Below are 15,677 nucleotides of genomic sequence, written 5' to 3'. Positions count from 1 at the left end.
GAAAGGCGCCTCTACACACCTATTCTGCGATATTCAATGCCAGTTTGTTGCACATGCGAGCAAGCCGTTCGGCGAACAGCGCCTGCCCCGCCGCGTCGCGTACCAGATCCTGCCGCATCTCGATCCCGACATACGGAATGCCGTTGGCCTCGGCATGCCGGTTCATCGTCGCGTTCAGGAGCTTGCCCGAATAGGGAAGCTGGTCGCCGACGATAAGTCCTTCGGCCTCCAGCGCCGCGATCGCGGGTGCCGCGAGCCGGTCGTCTTCATTATAAAGCACGCCGACCTGCCACGGCCGCGCCTGCTCCGGATCGCTCGCGAGCGACGGCGTAAAGCTGTGCAGCGACAGGATCATCGCCGGACGCTGCGCCGCGATCGTCGTGGCGATATGGTCGTGATAGGGCCGAAAGATGCGCGCGATCCGTGCCTCGCGGCCATCATGATCCAGCGCATTGCCCGGGATCGCGTGGCCGTCGCTCGCGATCGGCACCGCACCGGGCGCGTCCTCGTCGCGGTTGCAGTCGACGACCAGTCGCGACACCCCGCCGAGGATCGCGGCATCGACCGCTCCTGCCTCGACCAGCAGCGCCGCGACCTCGGCCACACCAAGGTCGATGGCGATATGCTGCGTCAGCAACGCCGGGTCGATGCCAAGGTCGATGTCGGCGGGCACATGGTTCGACGCATGGTCCCCGATCAGCAGCACCCCGCCCGCGCGTGGGCTACCGAGCGCAACCCACGCCTCGCTCATCGCAGCGTCCCCGCCATCTGCCACCAATGAGGGTGGCTCTGCGCCAGCTTCACTGACGCCGCATCGCGTTCGGCAAGCGCATCGAACAGCGCGAAGCAGGTCGCCCCCGAGCCCGACATGCGCACGAGCCAGGGGCTGAGCCCGCCGAGTTCTGTCAGGACGCTGACGATCGCGGGGCATTGCGCGATCGCCGCGCGTTGCAGGTCGTTGCGCGCCGCGAACAATTGCGCGCGCCCCGCCGGATCACCGAACAGCGCGCCCCGGTCGATCCCGTCCCACGCCGCGAACACCGGCCCGGTCGCCACCGCCTCGCGCGGATTGACCAGCAGCACCGGGGTATCGCCGAGGCGCAATTCGGGCACCGGCGAGAGTTGCTCGCCTACCCCCACGCCGAGGCAGGTCGCGCTCGCGACGCACGCCGCGACATCGGCGCCCAGCGGGGCGACGACCCGCGCCAGTGTCGCGTCGCCCAATTCGGGCAGGAAATGTGTTCGCACCAGCCGTGCCATCGCCGCGGCGTCGGCAGAACCGCCGCCGATCCCCGCCGCGACGGGCAACCGCTTGGTCAGCTCGATTGCGAGCGGCGGCACCCGGTCGGCGCCATAGCGTTCGCGGAGCAGGACAACTGCGCGCTGCACCAGATTGTCCGGCCCGGCGCTCAATCCCCCGGCAAATTCGCCGTCGATCGTCAGCCTATCGGCCTCTGCCACCCGCGCCGCGATCCCGTCGCCATGGTCGACGAAGGCGAACAGCGTCTCGATCTCGTGATAGCCATCGGCCCGCCGCGCGCGGACATGCAGCGCGAGATTGATCTTCGCCCAGCCCGTCTCGGTAAACGCGGTCATGGTGCGGTCGTCGCGGGGGTCAGCCCGTCGCGCAGCTTCGCCGCGATACGCGTCGCCATATCGGCTTCCGCAAGCAACGCCGCGGCACGCCAGGTGTAGCGCGCCTGGAACCGCCGCCCCGCCTGCCAATAGGCATCGCCCAGATGCTCGACGATCACCGCATTGCCCGGATCGCCGCCTTGCGCCTTTTCGAGCAGCGGCACCGCTTCATCGACACGCCCGGTCAGGAAATAGGCCCAGCCGAGCGAGTCGGTAACCGCCGCGCTTTGCGGGTCCTGCGCCCACGCCGCCTCGATCTGCGCGAGCGACTTGTCGACATTCTTGCGGCGCTCGATCGACGAGTAGCCGACGAAATTCAGGATGTTCGGATCGTCCGGGCGCAGCGCGATCGCCTTGTCGAGCAACGGCTCGGCCGCATCCCAGTCGTTCGCCTGCAACAGCAGTTCGGCGCGCGCGATCAAGATGCTGCCGTGCAGCGCCTTGTCGAAATCATCGTCGCCCAGATCGGCTTCGAGCCGCGCATAGGCGCGCTCGGCGGCGCGCGGATCGTTCGAGCGCCGCGCGACATCGGCATAGCGCACCAACAAGGTGCGTGCCGGCTTGTCGGTTGCCACCGCCTGTTCGGCGAGCGCCACCGCATCGGCCGTCTTGCCGTCATCGGCCAGCAGTTCGGCCCGCCGCATCATCAGCACCGGGGGCAGAGGCACCCGGCCGTCCTGCAGCACGCCGAGCGCATCATCTTGGCGCTCGTTGCGGTCGAGCGCCTCGACCAGCGCGGCGCGCGCCTGCCAGTCGCTGCCTTCAAGCCAGTAAGCGACGCGCGCGAAGAGCAACGGAATCTTCGGATTGCTGTTCGGGGTGCGCGCAAAGCCATCGGCGAGCAGGCCGAACCAGTGCGCCACCCCGCCGCGCGGGTTGATCACCGCCTGGTCGGGCAGCAACAGCACCGGATCTTCGCGCTCGCCGGCCGCCAGCGCGATCCGCCCACGCAGCCGCTTCGCCGCATCACTCTCGCCCGCCTTGTCGAGCGTCGCGGCAAGGCGAACCGCGACCAACTGGCTCGTGCGATCGGTCAGCGTCACCTTGTCGGCGAGCGCCACCGCATCGGCCTTGCGTCCCGTCGCAAGCTGGACCAGCGCCGCTTCGAGTTGGAACGCCGGCTGCGGCAGTCCGCGCCCGCCAGCGTCGAGCAGATGCCGTTCGGGCGATTTTTCGCGCAGTCCCGCGTCGATCCAGCTGTTCAGCGGCGGCGTCACCAGCCGCGCGACCGCATCGCCGCCGGTCTTGTCGGCGCGACCCGCGACATAGTCGCGCGCGGCATTCCAGTCCGACCGGCGCAGCGCGTCGGTGACCAGCACCAGTTGCGCATCGAACCGGCGGTCGCCGCCGGCCCACAGCAGCGCCGCGGCGCTGCGCGCGGCCTCGAGATTACCCGCGTCGATCGCCTGTTCGAGCATCCGCCCGCGCAGCCCGGGCAGGTTGGGGATCAGGCTCGACGCCGCGGTCAGCGCGGCGAGTGCCTGCTGCGGATCGCCGGCATCCTCGGCCAGCCGCGCGCGTGCCAGTGCGTTCAGCGCCGCATCGCCGCCGTCGGCCGCCTGCGCAGCGAACGGCGCCAGCGCCGCGACCGCGATCAGGCCAAACTTACATATTCGGATAATTGGGGCCTCCGCCGCCTTCGGGGGTGACCCAGTTGATATTCTGGGTCGGGTCCTTGATGTCGCACGTCTTGCAATGGACGCAATTCTGCGCGTTGATTACGAACTTCGGGTCGCCTTCGGCTTCGCCGACGATCTCGTACACCCCCGCCGGGCAATAGCGCTGCGCCGGTTCGTCATAGAGCGGCAGATTATACGCGACCGGGATCGACGGGTCCTTGAGCTGCAGGTGGACCGGCTGGTCTTCCTCATGGTTGGTGTTCGACACGAACACCGACGACAGGCGATCGAAAGTCAGCACGCCGTCGGGCTTGGGATAGTCGGGCTTCGGCATCATGTCGGCGCGATAGAGGCTCTCGTTGTCCGGATGATGTTTCATCGTGAACGGAACCTTGATCTTCAGCGTTTCGAGCCACATCGTCATGCCCGACAGGATCGTGCCCGCAAGGTCGCCCCATTTCTCGACGAGCGGCAGCACGTTGCGCACGACGCTGAGTTCCTTCTTCACCCAGCTGTCGTCATAGGCGTCCTGATAGGCGGTCAGCATGTCGCTCGTCCGCCCGGCGGTCACCGCCGCGAACGCGGCTTCGGCCGCCATCATGCCCGACTTCATCGCGGTATGCGTGCCCTTGATACGCGGCACGTTCAGAAAACCGGCGCTGTCGCCGATCAAGGCACCGCCCGGGAAGGCCAGCTTCGGCACCGACTGATAGCCGCCGTCGCTGATCGCGCGCGCGCCGTACGACACGCGTTTGCCACCCTTCAGGATTTTGGCGATCTCGGGGTGGGTCTTCCACTTCTGCATCTCCTGGAACGGGGAGATATGCGGATTGCGATAGTTGAGCCAGGTCACGAAACCCAGCGCGACCTGCCCGTTGGCCTGATGATAGAGGAACCCGCCGCCATTGGCATTGTTGTCGAGCGGCCAGCCCTGCGTGTGGATGACACGGCCTTCGGCGTGGTTTTCGGGCTTGATGTCCCACAATTCCTTGACGCCGAGGCCATAGACCTGCGGCTCGCAATCGCTGTCGAGCGCGAACTGCGGCTTGAGCATCTTGGTCAGATGGCCGCGCACGCCTTCGCCGAAGAAGGTGTATTTCGCATGGAGTTCGAGCCCGGGGGCGTAGTCGCCCTTGTGGCTGCCGTCGCGCGCGACGCCCATGTCGCCGGTCGCGACGCCCTTGACCGAGCCATCGTCGTTATAAAGGATTTCGGCGGCGGGAAAGCCGGGGAAGATTTCGACCCCTAGCCCCTCGGCCTGTTCAGCGAGCCAGCGGCAGAGATTGCCGAGGCTGCCCGTATAGGTCCCCTTGTTGTGCATGAAGCCGGGCGAGATGAATTCGGGAAGCCCGAACTTCTTGGTTTTGGTCAGCACCCAATGCTGGTTGTCGTTGACCGGCACCTCGGCAAGCGGGCAGCCCGAGGTCCGCCAGTCGGGCAGCAGCTCGTCGAGCGATTTGGGGTCGATGACCGCCCCCGACAGGATATGCGCGCCGACCTCCGACCCTTTTTCAAGGATACAGACCGACAATTCACTGCCCGCTTCGTTCGCCAGCTGCTTAAGCCGGATCGCCGCCGAAAGCCCCGCCGGACCCGCCCCGACGATAACCACGTCATAGGGCATCGATTCCCGTTCGCTCACCGCAATAACCTTTCTGCCGTCCCGGCGCCGGACATTCATCGTGCCCTGCGCTCATTCTGTCACGAATTGCGATGCCCGCCAATTGACGCGTCCGTCAACTGCCTGTTTGAACAAATCACATGGGTGGGCCGAATTCAGCTTTGTTGGCGGAGAGCTATAACGACTGGTGGTCGCTGGCGGGCGTCGACGCGCTTGTCGGCGAAACGCCGGCGGGCTGGCTCGCTGCGCCGCCCGCGAACGACCCGGCGCCCGCGCGTCCCAAAATGGCGCCCGCGATCGCAGCCGAGCCCGAAACCGCGCCCCTTCCCGCCGCGCTCCAGCGTCAGGAGGCCGTCGCAGCGCCCGTCGCCAAGGGCCCGGCCGAGTTGCCCGGGGATTGGGCGACGTTCCAAAGCTGGCTCGCCGACCATCCCGATGTGCCGGGCAGCCAGTGGGACGCGCGCCGCGTGTTGCCCGTCGGCGACGCCGGCGCGCCGCTGATGCTGCTCACCGCCTGGCCCGAAATCGACGACCAGCGCGACGGCGAGCTGTTCGCCGGCCCCGCCGGCAAGCTGCTCGACGCGATGCTGCGTGCGATCGGCACGACGCGCGACGCCTGCTATATGGCCAGCCTTGCGGTCACCCGTCCGCCCGGCGGTCGTTGCGACGAGCGCGACCTGGGCGAACTCGACCGGCTGCTCTGGCATCACCTCCGCCTCGCACGGCCTGACCGTTTGCTGCTGATCGGCAGCGACATCGTGCGGATGGCGGCAAAGCTCGCGCTGCCCGACGCGCGCGGAAACTTACTCGATATTAACCAAGATGGCGGCAAGGTGGAGGCGGTGGCAATCGCGCACCCCGCAATGCTGCTGGCCCGGCCCGCCCAGAAAGCGGCGGCCTGGGATAGCCTCAAACTGTTCAACCGGGGACGTTGACAGATGATCAAATGGACCGCGGCTCTCGCCGCATCGCTTCTTGTTTCAGTTGCAACGCCCGCGATCGCGGCCGACGCCGGAGACCCGCTCACCGCCGCGCCGCAGACGGTGCCGTCGGTCCTGTCGGGCAAGCAGAAACAGCTCTATTCGCAGGTTCTCGTCGCAATCCGCGCCCAGCGCTGGGCCGACGCCAAGGCGCTGCTCGACAGCACCGAAAGCGGTCCGCTCACCGACTTCCTGCGCGCCGAACTGCTCCTCGCGCCGAACAGCCCCAAGGCCGAAGTCGCCGACATCATGCCGATCCTGTCGCGCTCGCCGAATCTGCCGCAGGCCGAACAGCTCGGCCGCCTCGCCGCCAAGCGCGGCGCGACCGACCTGCCTAGCCTGCCCTATCAGACGCGCCTGTCCTGGTCGGGCAGCGCCCCACGCCGCCTCGGCGCCGACAGCGTCAGCGATCCCTTCGCCAGCGGCCTCGCCAGCAGCATCCCCGACCGCATCAAGAACGACGATCCCGCCGGCGCCGAGGCGCTGCTCAACGCGGTCCTCGACAAGCTCAGCCCCGACTCGCGCGCCGAGTGGCAGCAGAAAGTCGCCTGGTCCTATTATATCGAGAATGACGACCAGAACGCGCTGCGCCTGTCGCTCGCCTGCACCGCCAACGGCGGCGCCTGGGCCACGCAAGGCGCGTGGGTGCAGGGTCTCGCCGCCTGGCGGCTCCACGATTATCGCACCGCGCTGGCCGCTTTCGACCGCGTCGCCAGGGAAGCGCCCGACAGCGAACTCCGCGCCGCCGCTTATTATTGGGCCGCGCGCGCCGCAATGGCGGCCGGCGAACCGGCCGCGGTCCAGCCGCGCCTGCGCTCCGCGGCGACCAACGAGGAAACCTTCTACGGACTGCTCGCCGCCGAAACGCTCGGCCAGCCGTCCAACAATCCGACCGTCCGCGCCGACCGCAGCGCCTGGCGCGCGCTCGAGGAACAGTCCAATGTCCGCGCCGCGATCGCGTTCGCCGAGATCGGCGAGGACAAATATGCCGGCGACCTGATCCGGCATCAGGCGCGCATCGGCAACGCCGAACAGCATGAGCGGCTGATCGGCATCGCCGGCGCCCTGAGCCTGCCCGAGACCCAGCTCTATCTCGCCCACAACACCCCGCAGGGGCGCAAACTCGCCGCCGCGACGCGCTATCCGCAGCCGAAATGGGAACCCAATGGCGGCTGGCGGGTCGACCCCGCGCTCGTCTTTGCCCACACGCTGCAGGAATCGCGCTTCCAGCGTACCGCGGTCAGCGGCGCCGGCGCGATGGGGCTGATGCAGGTCCGCCCTGGCACCGCGCGCGACCTCGCGCGCTGGAACGGCGACGCATCGGGACCCGGCGACCTCAAGACCCCTGCGGTCAACATGGACTTCGGCCAGCGTTACCTCGAATATCTGAGCCGCGACGGCTCGACTGGGGGCCAGCTGCCGAAAGTGATTGCAGCCTATAATGCCGGCCCCGCGCCGATCGCGCGCTGGCAGACCGAGGTCCGCGACCAAGGCGATCCTTTGCTCTACATCGAATCGATCCCCTATTGGGAAACGCGCGGCTATGTCGGCATCGTGCTGCGCAACTACTGGATGTACGAAGCGCAGCAGGGCAAGCCCTCGGTCAGCCGCGCCGCGCTCGCGCAGGGTAAGTGGCCGCGCTTCCCCGATACCAAGGACCGGGTGCAGCTGACCTACGCCAGCGGCCTCACCAATGCCGATTGACGAAAGCCTGGCTTTCAAGCCGGTCCGCATCGCGGTCCTGACGATTTCGGACAGCCGCAGCGCGGCCGAGGACAGGTCGGGCGACAAACTCGTCGAACTGCTCACCGGCGCGGGGCACATCCTCGCCGACCGCGCGATCATCAGGGACGAAAAGGCGCTGATCGTCTCGCGCCTCCACAACTGGATCGACGATCCGGCGGTCGACGTCGTGATCACCACCGGCGGCACCGGGGTCACCGGCCGCGACGTCACGCCCGAGGCGCTGCACATGCTCGACGGCAAGGACATTCCGGGCTTCGGCGAACTCTTCCGCTGGCTCAGCTATCAGACGATCGGCACCTCGACGATCCAGTCGCGCGCCTGTGCGGTGGTCGCGCGCGGCACCTATATCTTCGCGCTGCCGGGATCGACGGGGGCGGTGAAGGACGCGTGGGAGGGCATTCTCTCCACTCAGCTCGACAGCCGGCACAAGCCCTGCAATTTCGTGGAACTGATGCCGCGGCTGACCGAATAACAACCATATTAGTCATCCCCGCGAAAGCGGGGACCCAGAGCGAAATTGCGCTAACCCTGGCTGCTGGAACTGGGTTCCCGCTTTCGCGGGAATGACGATGGAAGAGAAATGTTCTTCCTTTGTTCTATCCGGCGCGATATCCTCGCCAAGTGGAATCGCCCAAACCCCTCCCCCCGATCGCCGGCCGCGGCGCGCCGACCAACCTCCGCCCCACGCGCACCGGCTCGCTCGAACGCGCCGCCGATGGCGACTGGCTCGACGAAGCCGAGGCGATCGACGGCGACGCACCGCGCCTGCGCACAACGGTCACCGTCGAGCACCCGAAAACCATCATCGCGCGCAACAGTTCGCCCGACATCGGGTTCGACCGCTCGATCAACCCCTATCGCGGCTGCGAGCATGGCTGCATCTATTGCTTCGCACGTCCGACCCACGCCTTCCACGACCTGTCGCCCGGGCTTGATTTCGAAAGCCGCCTCTTCGCCAAGCCCGACGCCGCGAAGCTGCTGCGTGCCGAGCTTGCCAAGCGCAATTACCGGGTCGCGCCCATCGCGATCGGCACCAACACCGACGGTTACCAGCCGATCGAGCGCGAATGGGGCATCACCCGCGCGGTGGTCGAGGTGCTCGCCGAGACCAGGCATCCGCTGATCATCACCACCAAGTCCGACCGCCTGCTCCGCGACCTCGACCTGCTCGCGGGCATGGCGAAGGACGGGCTGGTCGGCGTCGCGGTGTCGGTGACCAGCCTCGACCCCGCGCTCGCCCGCACGCTCGAACCGCGCGCCCCGCACCCCCGCCGCCGCCTCGCCGCGATCCGCAAGCTGATCGACGCGGGCGTGCCGACGCAGGTCAATATCTCGCCGGTCATTCCCGCGATCACCGATCACGAGATCGAAGCCATCATGGCCGCTGCGGCAGAGGCAGGGGCGATCCGCGCCTCGTACATCCTCGTCCGCCTGCCGCACGAGGTCGCACCTTTGTTCCGCGTCTGGCTCGCGGCGCACTACCCCGACCGCGCCGACAAGGTGATGCACATGATCCAGGATATCCGCGGCGGCCGCGACAACGACCCGAATTTCGGCACGCGAATGAAGGGTCAGGGCGTGTGGGCCGACCTGATCCGCACCCGCGTCAAACGCGCCGCGCGCGAACATGGCATGGACCGGAAATTCCCGCCGCTCCGCTGCGACCTGTTCCGGCCGCCCGAACGCGACGGGCAGATGGAATTGTTTTAAAAGCTTTTCGCCACCGCGAGAGGTGGGGCCGCTACTTCGACACGCTGACGCTCGTAATATCCTCGATGAGAACAGTTTGGGTGGCGTCGCCCAGATAGCGCTTCTCGTGCGGATTTAGGCTTAGGCGTCCGACCAACTTTACCGCAAACCTTCCCCAAGGCGGCTCAGCCTTCCGCCAATCCGCTGCTTTTCGGGCTGCAGCGTCCAATTGCGCGCATGTGTCCCGAACGCATTTGATCGACGCGCCGTCGCCCTCTTGAAGCAGCTTTCCCGTCGCGTCCTGACATTGTTCAAACCGGCTATTCTCGAAGTTAGTGAACCAGGTGCAGGTCAGGCTTCGTTGCGGCCCGAAGGCTTCGCCATCGACGCTAAGCTTCGGTTCCCCAAGGGGAACCGAGGACACCAACGCAAAGATAGCCAGTTGCCACATATGATCGCCTATCCCCAGGCTCGATTTTCGAAATCCCGCCGGCATCGGCAAAATTAATAGGGACTGTCCCTATTTAATCACGCCGCAGCCAGCGACTTCAGCCGATAGTCCTTATAATCCTCGCGCAGCTGGCGCTTGAGCAGCTTGCCGGTCGCGGTGTGCGGCAGGGCGTCGACGAAGATCACCTCGTCGGGCAGCCACCATTTGGCGATCTTGTCGCCCAGATAGGCGGTAATGCTCGCCTCGCTGACATCCGCCCCCGGTTTCTTCACAACCAGCAGCACCGGCCGTTCGTCCCATTTGGGGTGATAGACGCCGACCGCCGCCGCCTCCTGCACCCCCGGTGCACCGAGCGCGGCATTTTCCAATTCGATCGAGCTGATCCATTCGCCGCCCGACTTGATGACGTCCTTGGCGCGGTCGGTGATCTGCATGACCCCGTCGGGGTGGATCAGCGCGACATCGCCGGTGTCGAACCAGCCGTCTTCGTCGGCCGCATCCTCATCGGCGCGGTAATAGCGCTGGATGATCCACGGCCCTCGGATCTGTAGCCGTCCGCTCGTCTCGCCGTCGCGCGGCAGGATCTGGTCCTCGTCATCAACGATCCGCAGCTCGACACCAAAGGGCGGGCAACCCTGCTTGGCGACATTGTCGACCTTTTCGTCGAAGCTCATCGCGTCCCAGTTCCACGGGCGCTTGCCCATGGTGCCGATCGGCGACGTTTCGGTCATCCCCCACGCGTGGGCGACCTCGATATCGTCCTTCATGAAGCGTTCGATCATGGCGCGCGGGCACGCCGAACCGCCGATGATCACCCGCGCGAGCTTGCCATAGCCCATGCCGGTCTTGTCCATATGCGCGAACATCGCGATCCACACCGTCGGCACGCCCGCGCTGTGCGTCACGCCTTCATTATGGATCAGGTCGCAAAGGACCTGCGCGTCGTTGCTCGCCGAAAACACCAGCTTCGCGCCGACAGTGGCGGCGGCGAAGGGGATTCCCCAGCTGTTGGCATGGAACATCGGCACGATCGGCAGCACCACGCTGCGGTTCGACATGTCGAACACATCGGGCTGGATCTCGGTGATCGCGTGGATGACGTTCGAGCGATGCTCATAGAGCACACCCTTCGGATTGCCCGTCGTGCCGCTGGTGTAACAGAGTCCGACCGGATCGCGTTCGTCGAGGTCGACCCACTCGAAACGGCCGTCCTCGGCGCCGATCAGATCGCGGTAGGATTTATAATCGCCCTGCGCAGGCGCATCAAACAGGATGAAATGCTCGACCGTCGGCAACTGGTCGCGCAGTCGCTCGACGATCGGCAGGAACATCGCGTCGAACAACAGCACGCGATCCGCGGCGTGGTTGATGATGTAAACGAGTTGCTCGTCGAACAGCCGCGGGTTCACGGTGTGCAACACCCCGCCCAACCCCGCGCTGCCGTACCAGCTGACCAGATGATGGCCATGGTTCATCGCCAGCGTCGCGATGCGGTCGCCCTTGGCAATGCCCAGCCGCGCCATCGCCCCCGCGAAGCGCCGCGCATCCTTGCCCACCTCGCCCCAGGTCGAGCGCGTCACACTGCCGTCGGCCCAGCGCGACACGATTTCGCGCGACGCATGTTCGCGCGCGGCGTGATCGATCAGGCTGGTGACGAGTAACGGCTGGCCTTGCATGGACATAGGGGCATCCTCTTTGTGATTTTGCCTTGGAATAGAGGCGGCAGGGCGCGCCGCGCAAGGCCAAAGGCGCATTTTGCTGCCGTCACCGGCGCGCCTCAGCCGGGCAGCCCGTCCAGTTTCGCGACATGCTCCAGTTCGACATCCCAGTCCGCGCGGCTCGCACAGCTGATATGCGCGGTCGGCCGGATGGCGACCGGATCGTCGAGGCTCCCCGCCGGCACGACAAGCATGGCGCCGTCCATCTGCACGCTCGGCAGCGCGCTGCCGCATTCGCTGCAAAAGCTCCGCTCGTGGCGGGTGCCGGGAAGGCGCCAGGATTTGGAGGTCTCTTTCCCCGCCAGCCAGGCGATCCTCGCGCTCGACGAGAACAGGTTCGCTGCGTGCGCCGAGCCGCTATCCTTCCGGCACCGTGAGCAGTGACAGAGGAAAAAGGCGTCAAACTCGCCCGAAATCTCGAAGCGGACGGCGCCGCAGAGGCAGGAGCCACGGGTCGTTCGCGTCATCGGGCTAGCGCACCCGAAAATCGCGCGGTGCGACGAGCGACAGCTTCGGATCAGTCACCCCGGCGACCGTTTCGAGCCGCGCGACGAGGTCGGGGTCGAGCGCGAAGCGGCGCCCGAGGTTGATCCGGATATCCAGACCGGTATCGGGGTCGAGCGTCGTGATGATAATGGTACCGCGCGCATCGTCGCGCTGCTCGGCAAGCCGCGCGAGGTCGGTGATCGCGCTCGCCGCCGCGATCCGGCATTCGAGTTGCAGCGCGGCGGTCGCGGCGATGTCGGCAAGCGGCTGCGCCCCCCGCACCGTCACGCGCGGCGTCTCTTCGCCTTCGAGCAGATCGAGTTCGACGCTCAGCATCGCGCAGCCGCCGTCGACCGCCAGCGCTTCCAATATCTTGCCCGCCTGCTCGTCGAAGCAGCTCGACTGGAACTGACCGCTACGGTCGGACAGCGTCAGGTTGAGGAAACGATTGCCGCGCTGCGACATGCGCGGGCGCGCGCTTTCGACCATCGCCGCCATCATCATCGGGATGCGTGTTCCCGGGGTCATCGCGACATTCGTGCAGATGTCACCGTAACTCCGCGCCCCACGGGCAGCGATGATCGCCTCATAATTCTCGACCGGATGCGCCGAGAAATAAAAACCGAACGCTTCCTTCTCGCGCGTCATCCGCTCGCCGAGCGTCCAGGGTTCGGCGGTCGGCAGTTGCAGCGCCGGGGCGATCGCAATGTCGCCGCCGAACAACCCGCCCTGCCCGGTCGATCGCTCATGCGCCGAACTGTTGGCGCAGGCAAGCAACGCCTCCGCCCCGGCAAAAGCGCGCGGCCGTTCGGGTTCGACCGGGTCGAACGCCCCGCCGCCCGCGAGTGCCTCGATCTGGCGGCGGTTGAGCTGCTTGGGGTCGATCCGTCCGGCAAAATCATCGAGGCTCGCGAAGTCGCCATGCGCGCGGCGCTCGGCGACCAGCGCCTCCATCGCCTTCTCGCCGACCCCCTTCAGCGCGCCGAGGGCATAGCGCACCGCCAATCCATCATCGGTTTCGCCGACCGAAAAATCAGCCTCGCTGTCGTTGATCGAGGGCGGCGCGATGCCGACGCCCAGCCGCCGCATATCGTCGATGAAGATCGAAAGCTTGTCGGTCTGGTGGCTGTCGAACGACATCGATGCCGCGAAAAATTCGTGCGGATGGTGCGCTTTTAACCAAGCCGTCTGGTACGATAGCAGCGCATATGCCGCCGCGTGGCTCTTGTTGAAGCCATAGCCCGCAAATTTGTCGATCAAGTCGAACAGCTCGTTCGCCGCCTTGGGCGCGATCTGGTTATGCTCGCCGCAGCCCGTGACGAAGGTCTCGCGCTGCGCGTCCATCTCTGCCTGGACCTTCTTGCCCATCGCGCGGCGCAGCAAATCTGCGCCGCCGAGGCTGTAGCCGGCGAGAATCTGCGCCGCCTGCATCACCTGTTCCTGATAGACGAAGATGCCATAGGTTTCGGCGAGGATACCCTCGAGCAGCGGGTGCGGATAGGCGATCGCCTCGCGCCCGTTCTTGCGCGCGCCGAACAGCGGGATATTGTCCATCGGCCCCGGGCGATACAGCGCGACGAGCGCGATGATGTCGCCGAAATTGGTCGGCTTCACCGCCGCCAGCGTGCGCCGCATGCCTTCGGATTCCAGCTGGAACACCCCGACCGTCTCGCCGCGCTGGAGCAGCTCGTACACGGCCACATCGTCCCATTCGAGCGTATCGAGATCGACGTCGATCCCGCGCAGCGCGAGCAGGCGCTTCGCTTCCTTGAGCACCGACAACGTCTTGAGACCGAGAAAGTCGAACTTCACCAGCCCCGCGCTCTCGACATATTTCATGTCGAACTGCGTCACCGGCATGTCCGAGCGCGGATCGCGGTAGAGCGGGACGAGCTGGTCGAGCGGCCGGTCGCCGATCACCACGCCCGCGGCATGGGTCGAACTGTGGCGCGGCAGGCCCTCGAGCTGGCGCGCCATGTCGAACAGCCGACGCACCCCGTCGTCCTGCTTATATTCGGTCATCAGCTCGGCGACGCCGTTCAGCGCGCGTTCGAGCGTCCAGGGATCGGTCGGATGGTTGGGCACCAGCTTCGCGAGCCGGTCGACCTGCCCATAGCTCATCTGGAGCACGCGCCCGGTGTCCTTCAGCACCGCCCGCGCCTTCAGCTTACCAAAGGTGATGATCTGCGCGACGGTATCGCGGCCATATTTCTCCTGCACATAGCGGATCACCTCGCCGCGCCGCGTTTCGCAGAAGTCGATATCGAAGTCGGGCATCGACACGCGTTCGGGATTGAGGAAGCGTTCGAACAGCAACCCCAGCTTGAGCGGGTCGAGGTCGGTGATCGTCAGCGCCCAGGCGACGACGCTGCCCGCGCCCGACCCGCGCCCCGGCCCGACCGGGATGTCATGCGCCTTGGCCCATTTGATGAAGTCGGCCACGATCAGGAAGTAACCGGGAAAGCCCATCTGGACGATGACCCCGACCTCGAAATCGAGGCGTTCGACATAGGCCTGCCGCTCTTCGGCGCTAAGCTCGGGATAAAGCGCCAGCCGCGCCTCCAACCCCGCGCGCGCATCGACAGCAAGCTGCGCCGCCTCGCCCTCGCGGTCGCCGGCGAGGCTGGGCAGGATCGGCGCGCGTTTGGGTGCCATGAAGGCGCAGCGCTGTGCAATGACAAGGCTGTTGCGCATCGCCTCGGGCAAATCCGAGAACGCGTCTTCCATCGCCTCTGCGGGCTTCAGCCAGGCTTCGGGGCTCGACACGCGCCGGTCCTCGCTCTCGACATAGGCCGATTGCGCGATGCACAGCATCGCGTCATGCGCGGCGTGGAATTGCGGCTCGACGAACGACGCCGGGTTGGTCGCGACGATCGGCAGCGCGCGCGCATAGGCCATGTCGATCAGCGCCTTTTCGGCCGCCTTCTCGGCCGCATCGCCGCGCCGCGACAGCTCGATATAGAGCCGCCCGCCGAACAGCGCTTCGAGCTGTTCAATATAATCGTCCGCCGCCGTCTTCTGTTCGCCCGCGAGCAATTTCACGAGCGCGCCCTCCCCGCCGCCAGTCAGGCAGATCAACCCATCGGTGCGTCCCGCGAGCTTGGCGAAGGTGACATGCGGATCCTGGTCGACCGGGCGGCCGAGATGCGCATCGGACACCAGCGCGCAAAGATTGTTATAGCCCGCCTCGTCCTGCGCATAGAGCGCGATCCAGTCGATCTGCGGTGCGCCATTGGCGAGTCGCGGCCCGGGCCGCGCGACGCTGAGGAATATGCCAACGATCGGCTGGACGCCCGCCGCCTTGCACGCCTCGCCGAACGCCATCGCGCCGTACAGCCCGTTGCGGTCGCAGATCGCTACCGCCGGAAATCCGCGCTCGCGCGCCGCTTTCGCAATGGCTTTCGGGTCGATCGCCCCCTCCAGCATCGTGTAACTGGAAAAGACGCGCAGGGGGACAAAGGGGCTGTAGGCCATCGAATGACGCTAGGCATATGTGACGATTCGGGGAAGGCCCGATACGGTCTCCCGCACTCATTTAATCGCGTCGCGCTCCGCCCATTTCCGCGCGATCATCGGCACGACATATCCGATCGCGAAGGCGACCGGCACGAGCAGGAGAACGCCTGTCCACCCGAAATTTTCGCGCACCACAAAATAGACGGCAAGCCATGCGCAGATGATCGCGAACCGCTTCAGGACCATCCGCGTCGTCCGCTTCATCCCCGCCACCGG

Annotated in this window: 13 protein-coding genes; 4 read left to right on the top strand and 9 right to left on the bottom strand. The window is 66.4% G+C overall.

Going from position 1 to position 15,677, the window contains the following annotated elements; translation table 11 throughout:
* Positions 1-19: 19 nt before the first annotated feature.
* The 4 genes from AC3WS4_RS11695 to AC3WS4_RS11680 form a co-directional block, all read right to left on the bottom strand.
* Positions 20-751: an N-formylglutamate amidohydrolase gene (locus AC3WS4_RS11695; RefSeq protein ID WP_492738560.1), complete on the bottom strand. Its 732-nt coding sequence runs from the start codon at positions 749-751 to the stop codon at positions 20-22.
* Positions 748-1,596, bottom strand: coding sequence for a 4-(cytidine 5'-diphospho)-2-C-methyl-D-erythritol kinase (locus tag AC3WS4_RS11690; protein ID WP_492738562.1), 849 nt, complete (start codon positions 1,594-1,596; stop codon positions 748-750). Before AC3WS4_RS11690 ends, AC3WS4_RS11695 begins: the two co-directional genes overlap by 4 nt.
* Entirely contained in the window at positions 1,593-3,053 is a 1,461-nt protein-coding gene (locus AC3WS4_RS11685) for a tetratricopeptide repeat protein (protein WP_492738563.1), read from the bottom strand. The genes AC3WS4_RS11690 and AC3WS4_RS11685 overlap by 4 nt, the downstream gene beginning before the upstream one ends.
* A gap of 187 nt (positions 3,054-3,240) precedes the next feature.
* A complete protein-coding gene (locus AC3WS4_RS11680; RefSeq protein WP_492738564.1) occupies positions 3,241-4,896 on the bottom strand; it encodes an electron transfer flavoprotein-ubiquinone oxidoreductase in 1,656 nt (551 codons plus the stop codon).
* 143 nt (positions 4,897-5,039) lie between these two features.
* Here AC3WS4_RS11680 and AC3WS4_RS11675 point away from each other — a divergent pair, with 143 nt between their 5' ends.
* From AC3WS4_RS11675 to AC3WS4_RS11660, 4 genes are all read left to right on the top strand, one after another.
* Positions 5,040-5,810, top strand: coding sequence for a uracil-DNA glycosylase family protein (locus AC3WS4_RS11675; protein WP_492738565.1), 771 nt, complete (start codon positions 5,040-5,042; stop codon positions 5,808-5,810).
* A gap of 3 nt (positions 5,811-5,813) precedes the next feature.
* Positions 5,814-7,559 (top strand): lytic transglycosylase domain-containing protein, encoded by a 1,746-nt coding sequence (locus AC3WS4_RS11670; RefSeq protein ID WP_492738566.1) that lies wholly within the window; start codon positions 5,814-5,816, stop codon positions 7,557-7,559.
* A complete protein-coding gene (gene moaB / locus AC3WS4_RS11665; protein WP_492738568.1) occupies positions 7,549-8,073 on the top strand; it encodes a molybdenum cofactor biosynthesis protein B in 525 nt (174 codons plus the stop codon). Before AC3WS4_RS11670 ends, moaB begins: the two co-directional genes overlap by 11 nt.
* Before the next feature lie 149 nt (positions 8,074-8,222).
* On the top strand, positions 8,223-9,311 hold the full coding sequence (locus tag AC3WS4_RS11660) for a PA0069 family radical SAM protein (RefSeq protein WP_492738570.1): 1,089 nt from the start codon (positions 8,223-8,225) through the stop codon (positions 9,309-9,311).
* A 31-nt stretch (positions 9,312-9,342) separates the two neighbouring features.
* Here AC3WS4_RS11660 and AC3WS4_RS11655 read toward each other — a convergent pair whose 3' ends face one another.
* The 5 genes from AC3WS4_RS11655 to AC3WS4_RS11635 all read right to left on the bottom strand — a co-directional run bounded on the left by AC3WS4_RS11655 (position 9,343) and on the right by AC3WS4_RS11635 (position 15,674).
* Positions 9,343-9,741 carry a hypothetical protein gene (locus AC3WS4_RS11655; protein WP_492738572.1) on the bottom strand — a complete coding sequence of 133 codons (399 nt, stop codon included), beginning with the start codon at positions 9,739-9,741 and terminating at the stop codon, positions 9,343-9,345.
* Between the two features lie 77 nt (positions 9,742-9,818).
* Positions 9,819-11,423 carry a long-chain fatty acid--CoA ligase gene (locus AC3WS4_RS11650; RefSeq protein WP_492738574.1) on the bottom strand — a complete coding sequence of 535 codons (1,605 nt, stop codon included), beginning with the start codon at positions 11,421-11,423 and terminating at the stop codon, positions 9,819-9,821.
* A gap of 95 nt (positions 11,424-11,518) precedes the next feature.
* Positions 11,519-11,926 (bottom strand): GFA family protein, encoded by a 408-nt coding sequence (locus AC3WS4_RS11645; protein ID WP_492738576.1) that lies wholly within the window; start codon positions 11,924-11,926, stop codon positions 11,519-11,521.
* A gap of 4 nt (positions 11,927-11,930) precedes the next feature.
* Positions 11,931-15,419 carry a DNA polymerase III subunit alpha gene (gene dnaE / locus AC3WS4_RS11640; RefSeq protein WP_492738577.1) on the bottom strand — a complete coding sequence of 1,163 codons (3,489 nt, stop codon included), beginning with the start codon at positions 15,417-15,419 and terminating at the stop codon, positions 11,931-11,933.
* Positions 15,420-15,476: 57 nt separating this feature from the next.
* Entirely contained in the window at positions 15,477-15,674 is a 198-nt protein-coding gene (locus tag AC3WS4_RS11635) for a hypothetical protein (protein ID WP_492738579.1), read from the bottom strand.
* Between the last annotated feature and the right edge of the window lie 3 nt (positions 15,675-15,677).

This window comes from Sphingopyxis sp. EU05-FHT14B03 (genome assembly GCF_058790875.1).
The sequence above is the reverse complement of the archived record's forward strand: the minus strand, read 5'-3'. Positions and strand labels throughout refer to the sequence as shown.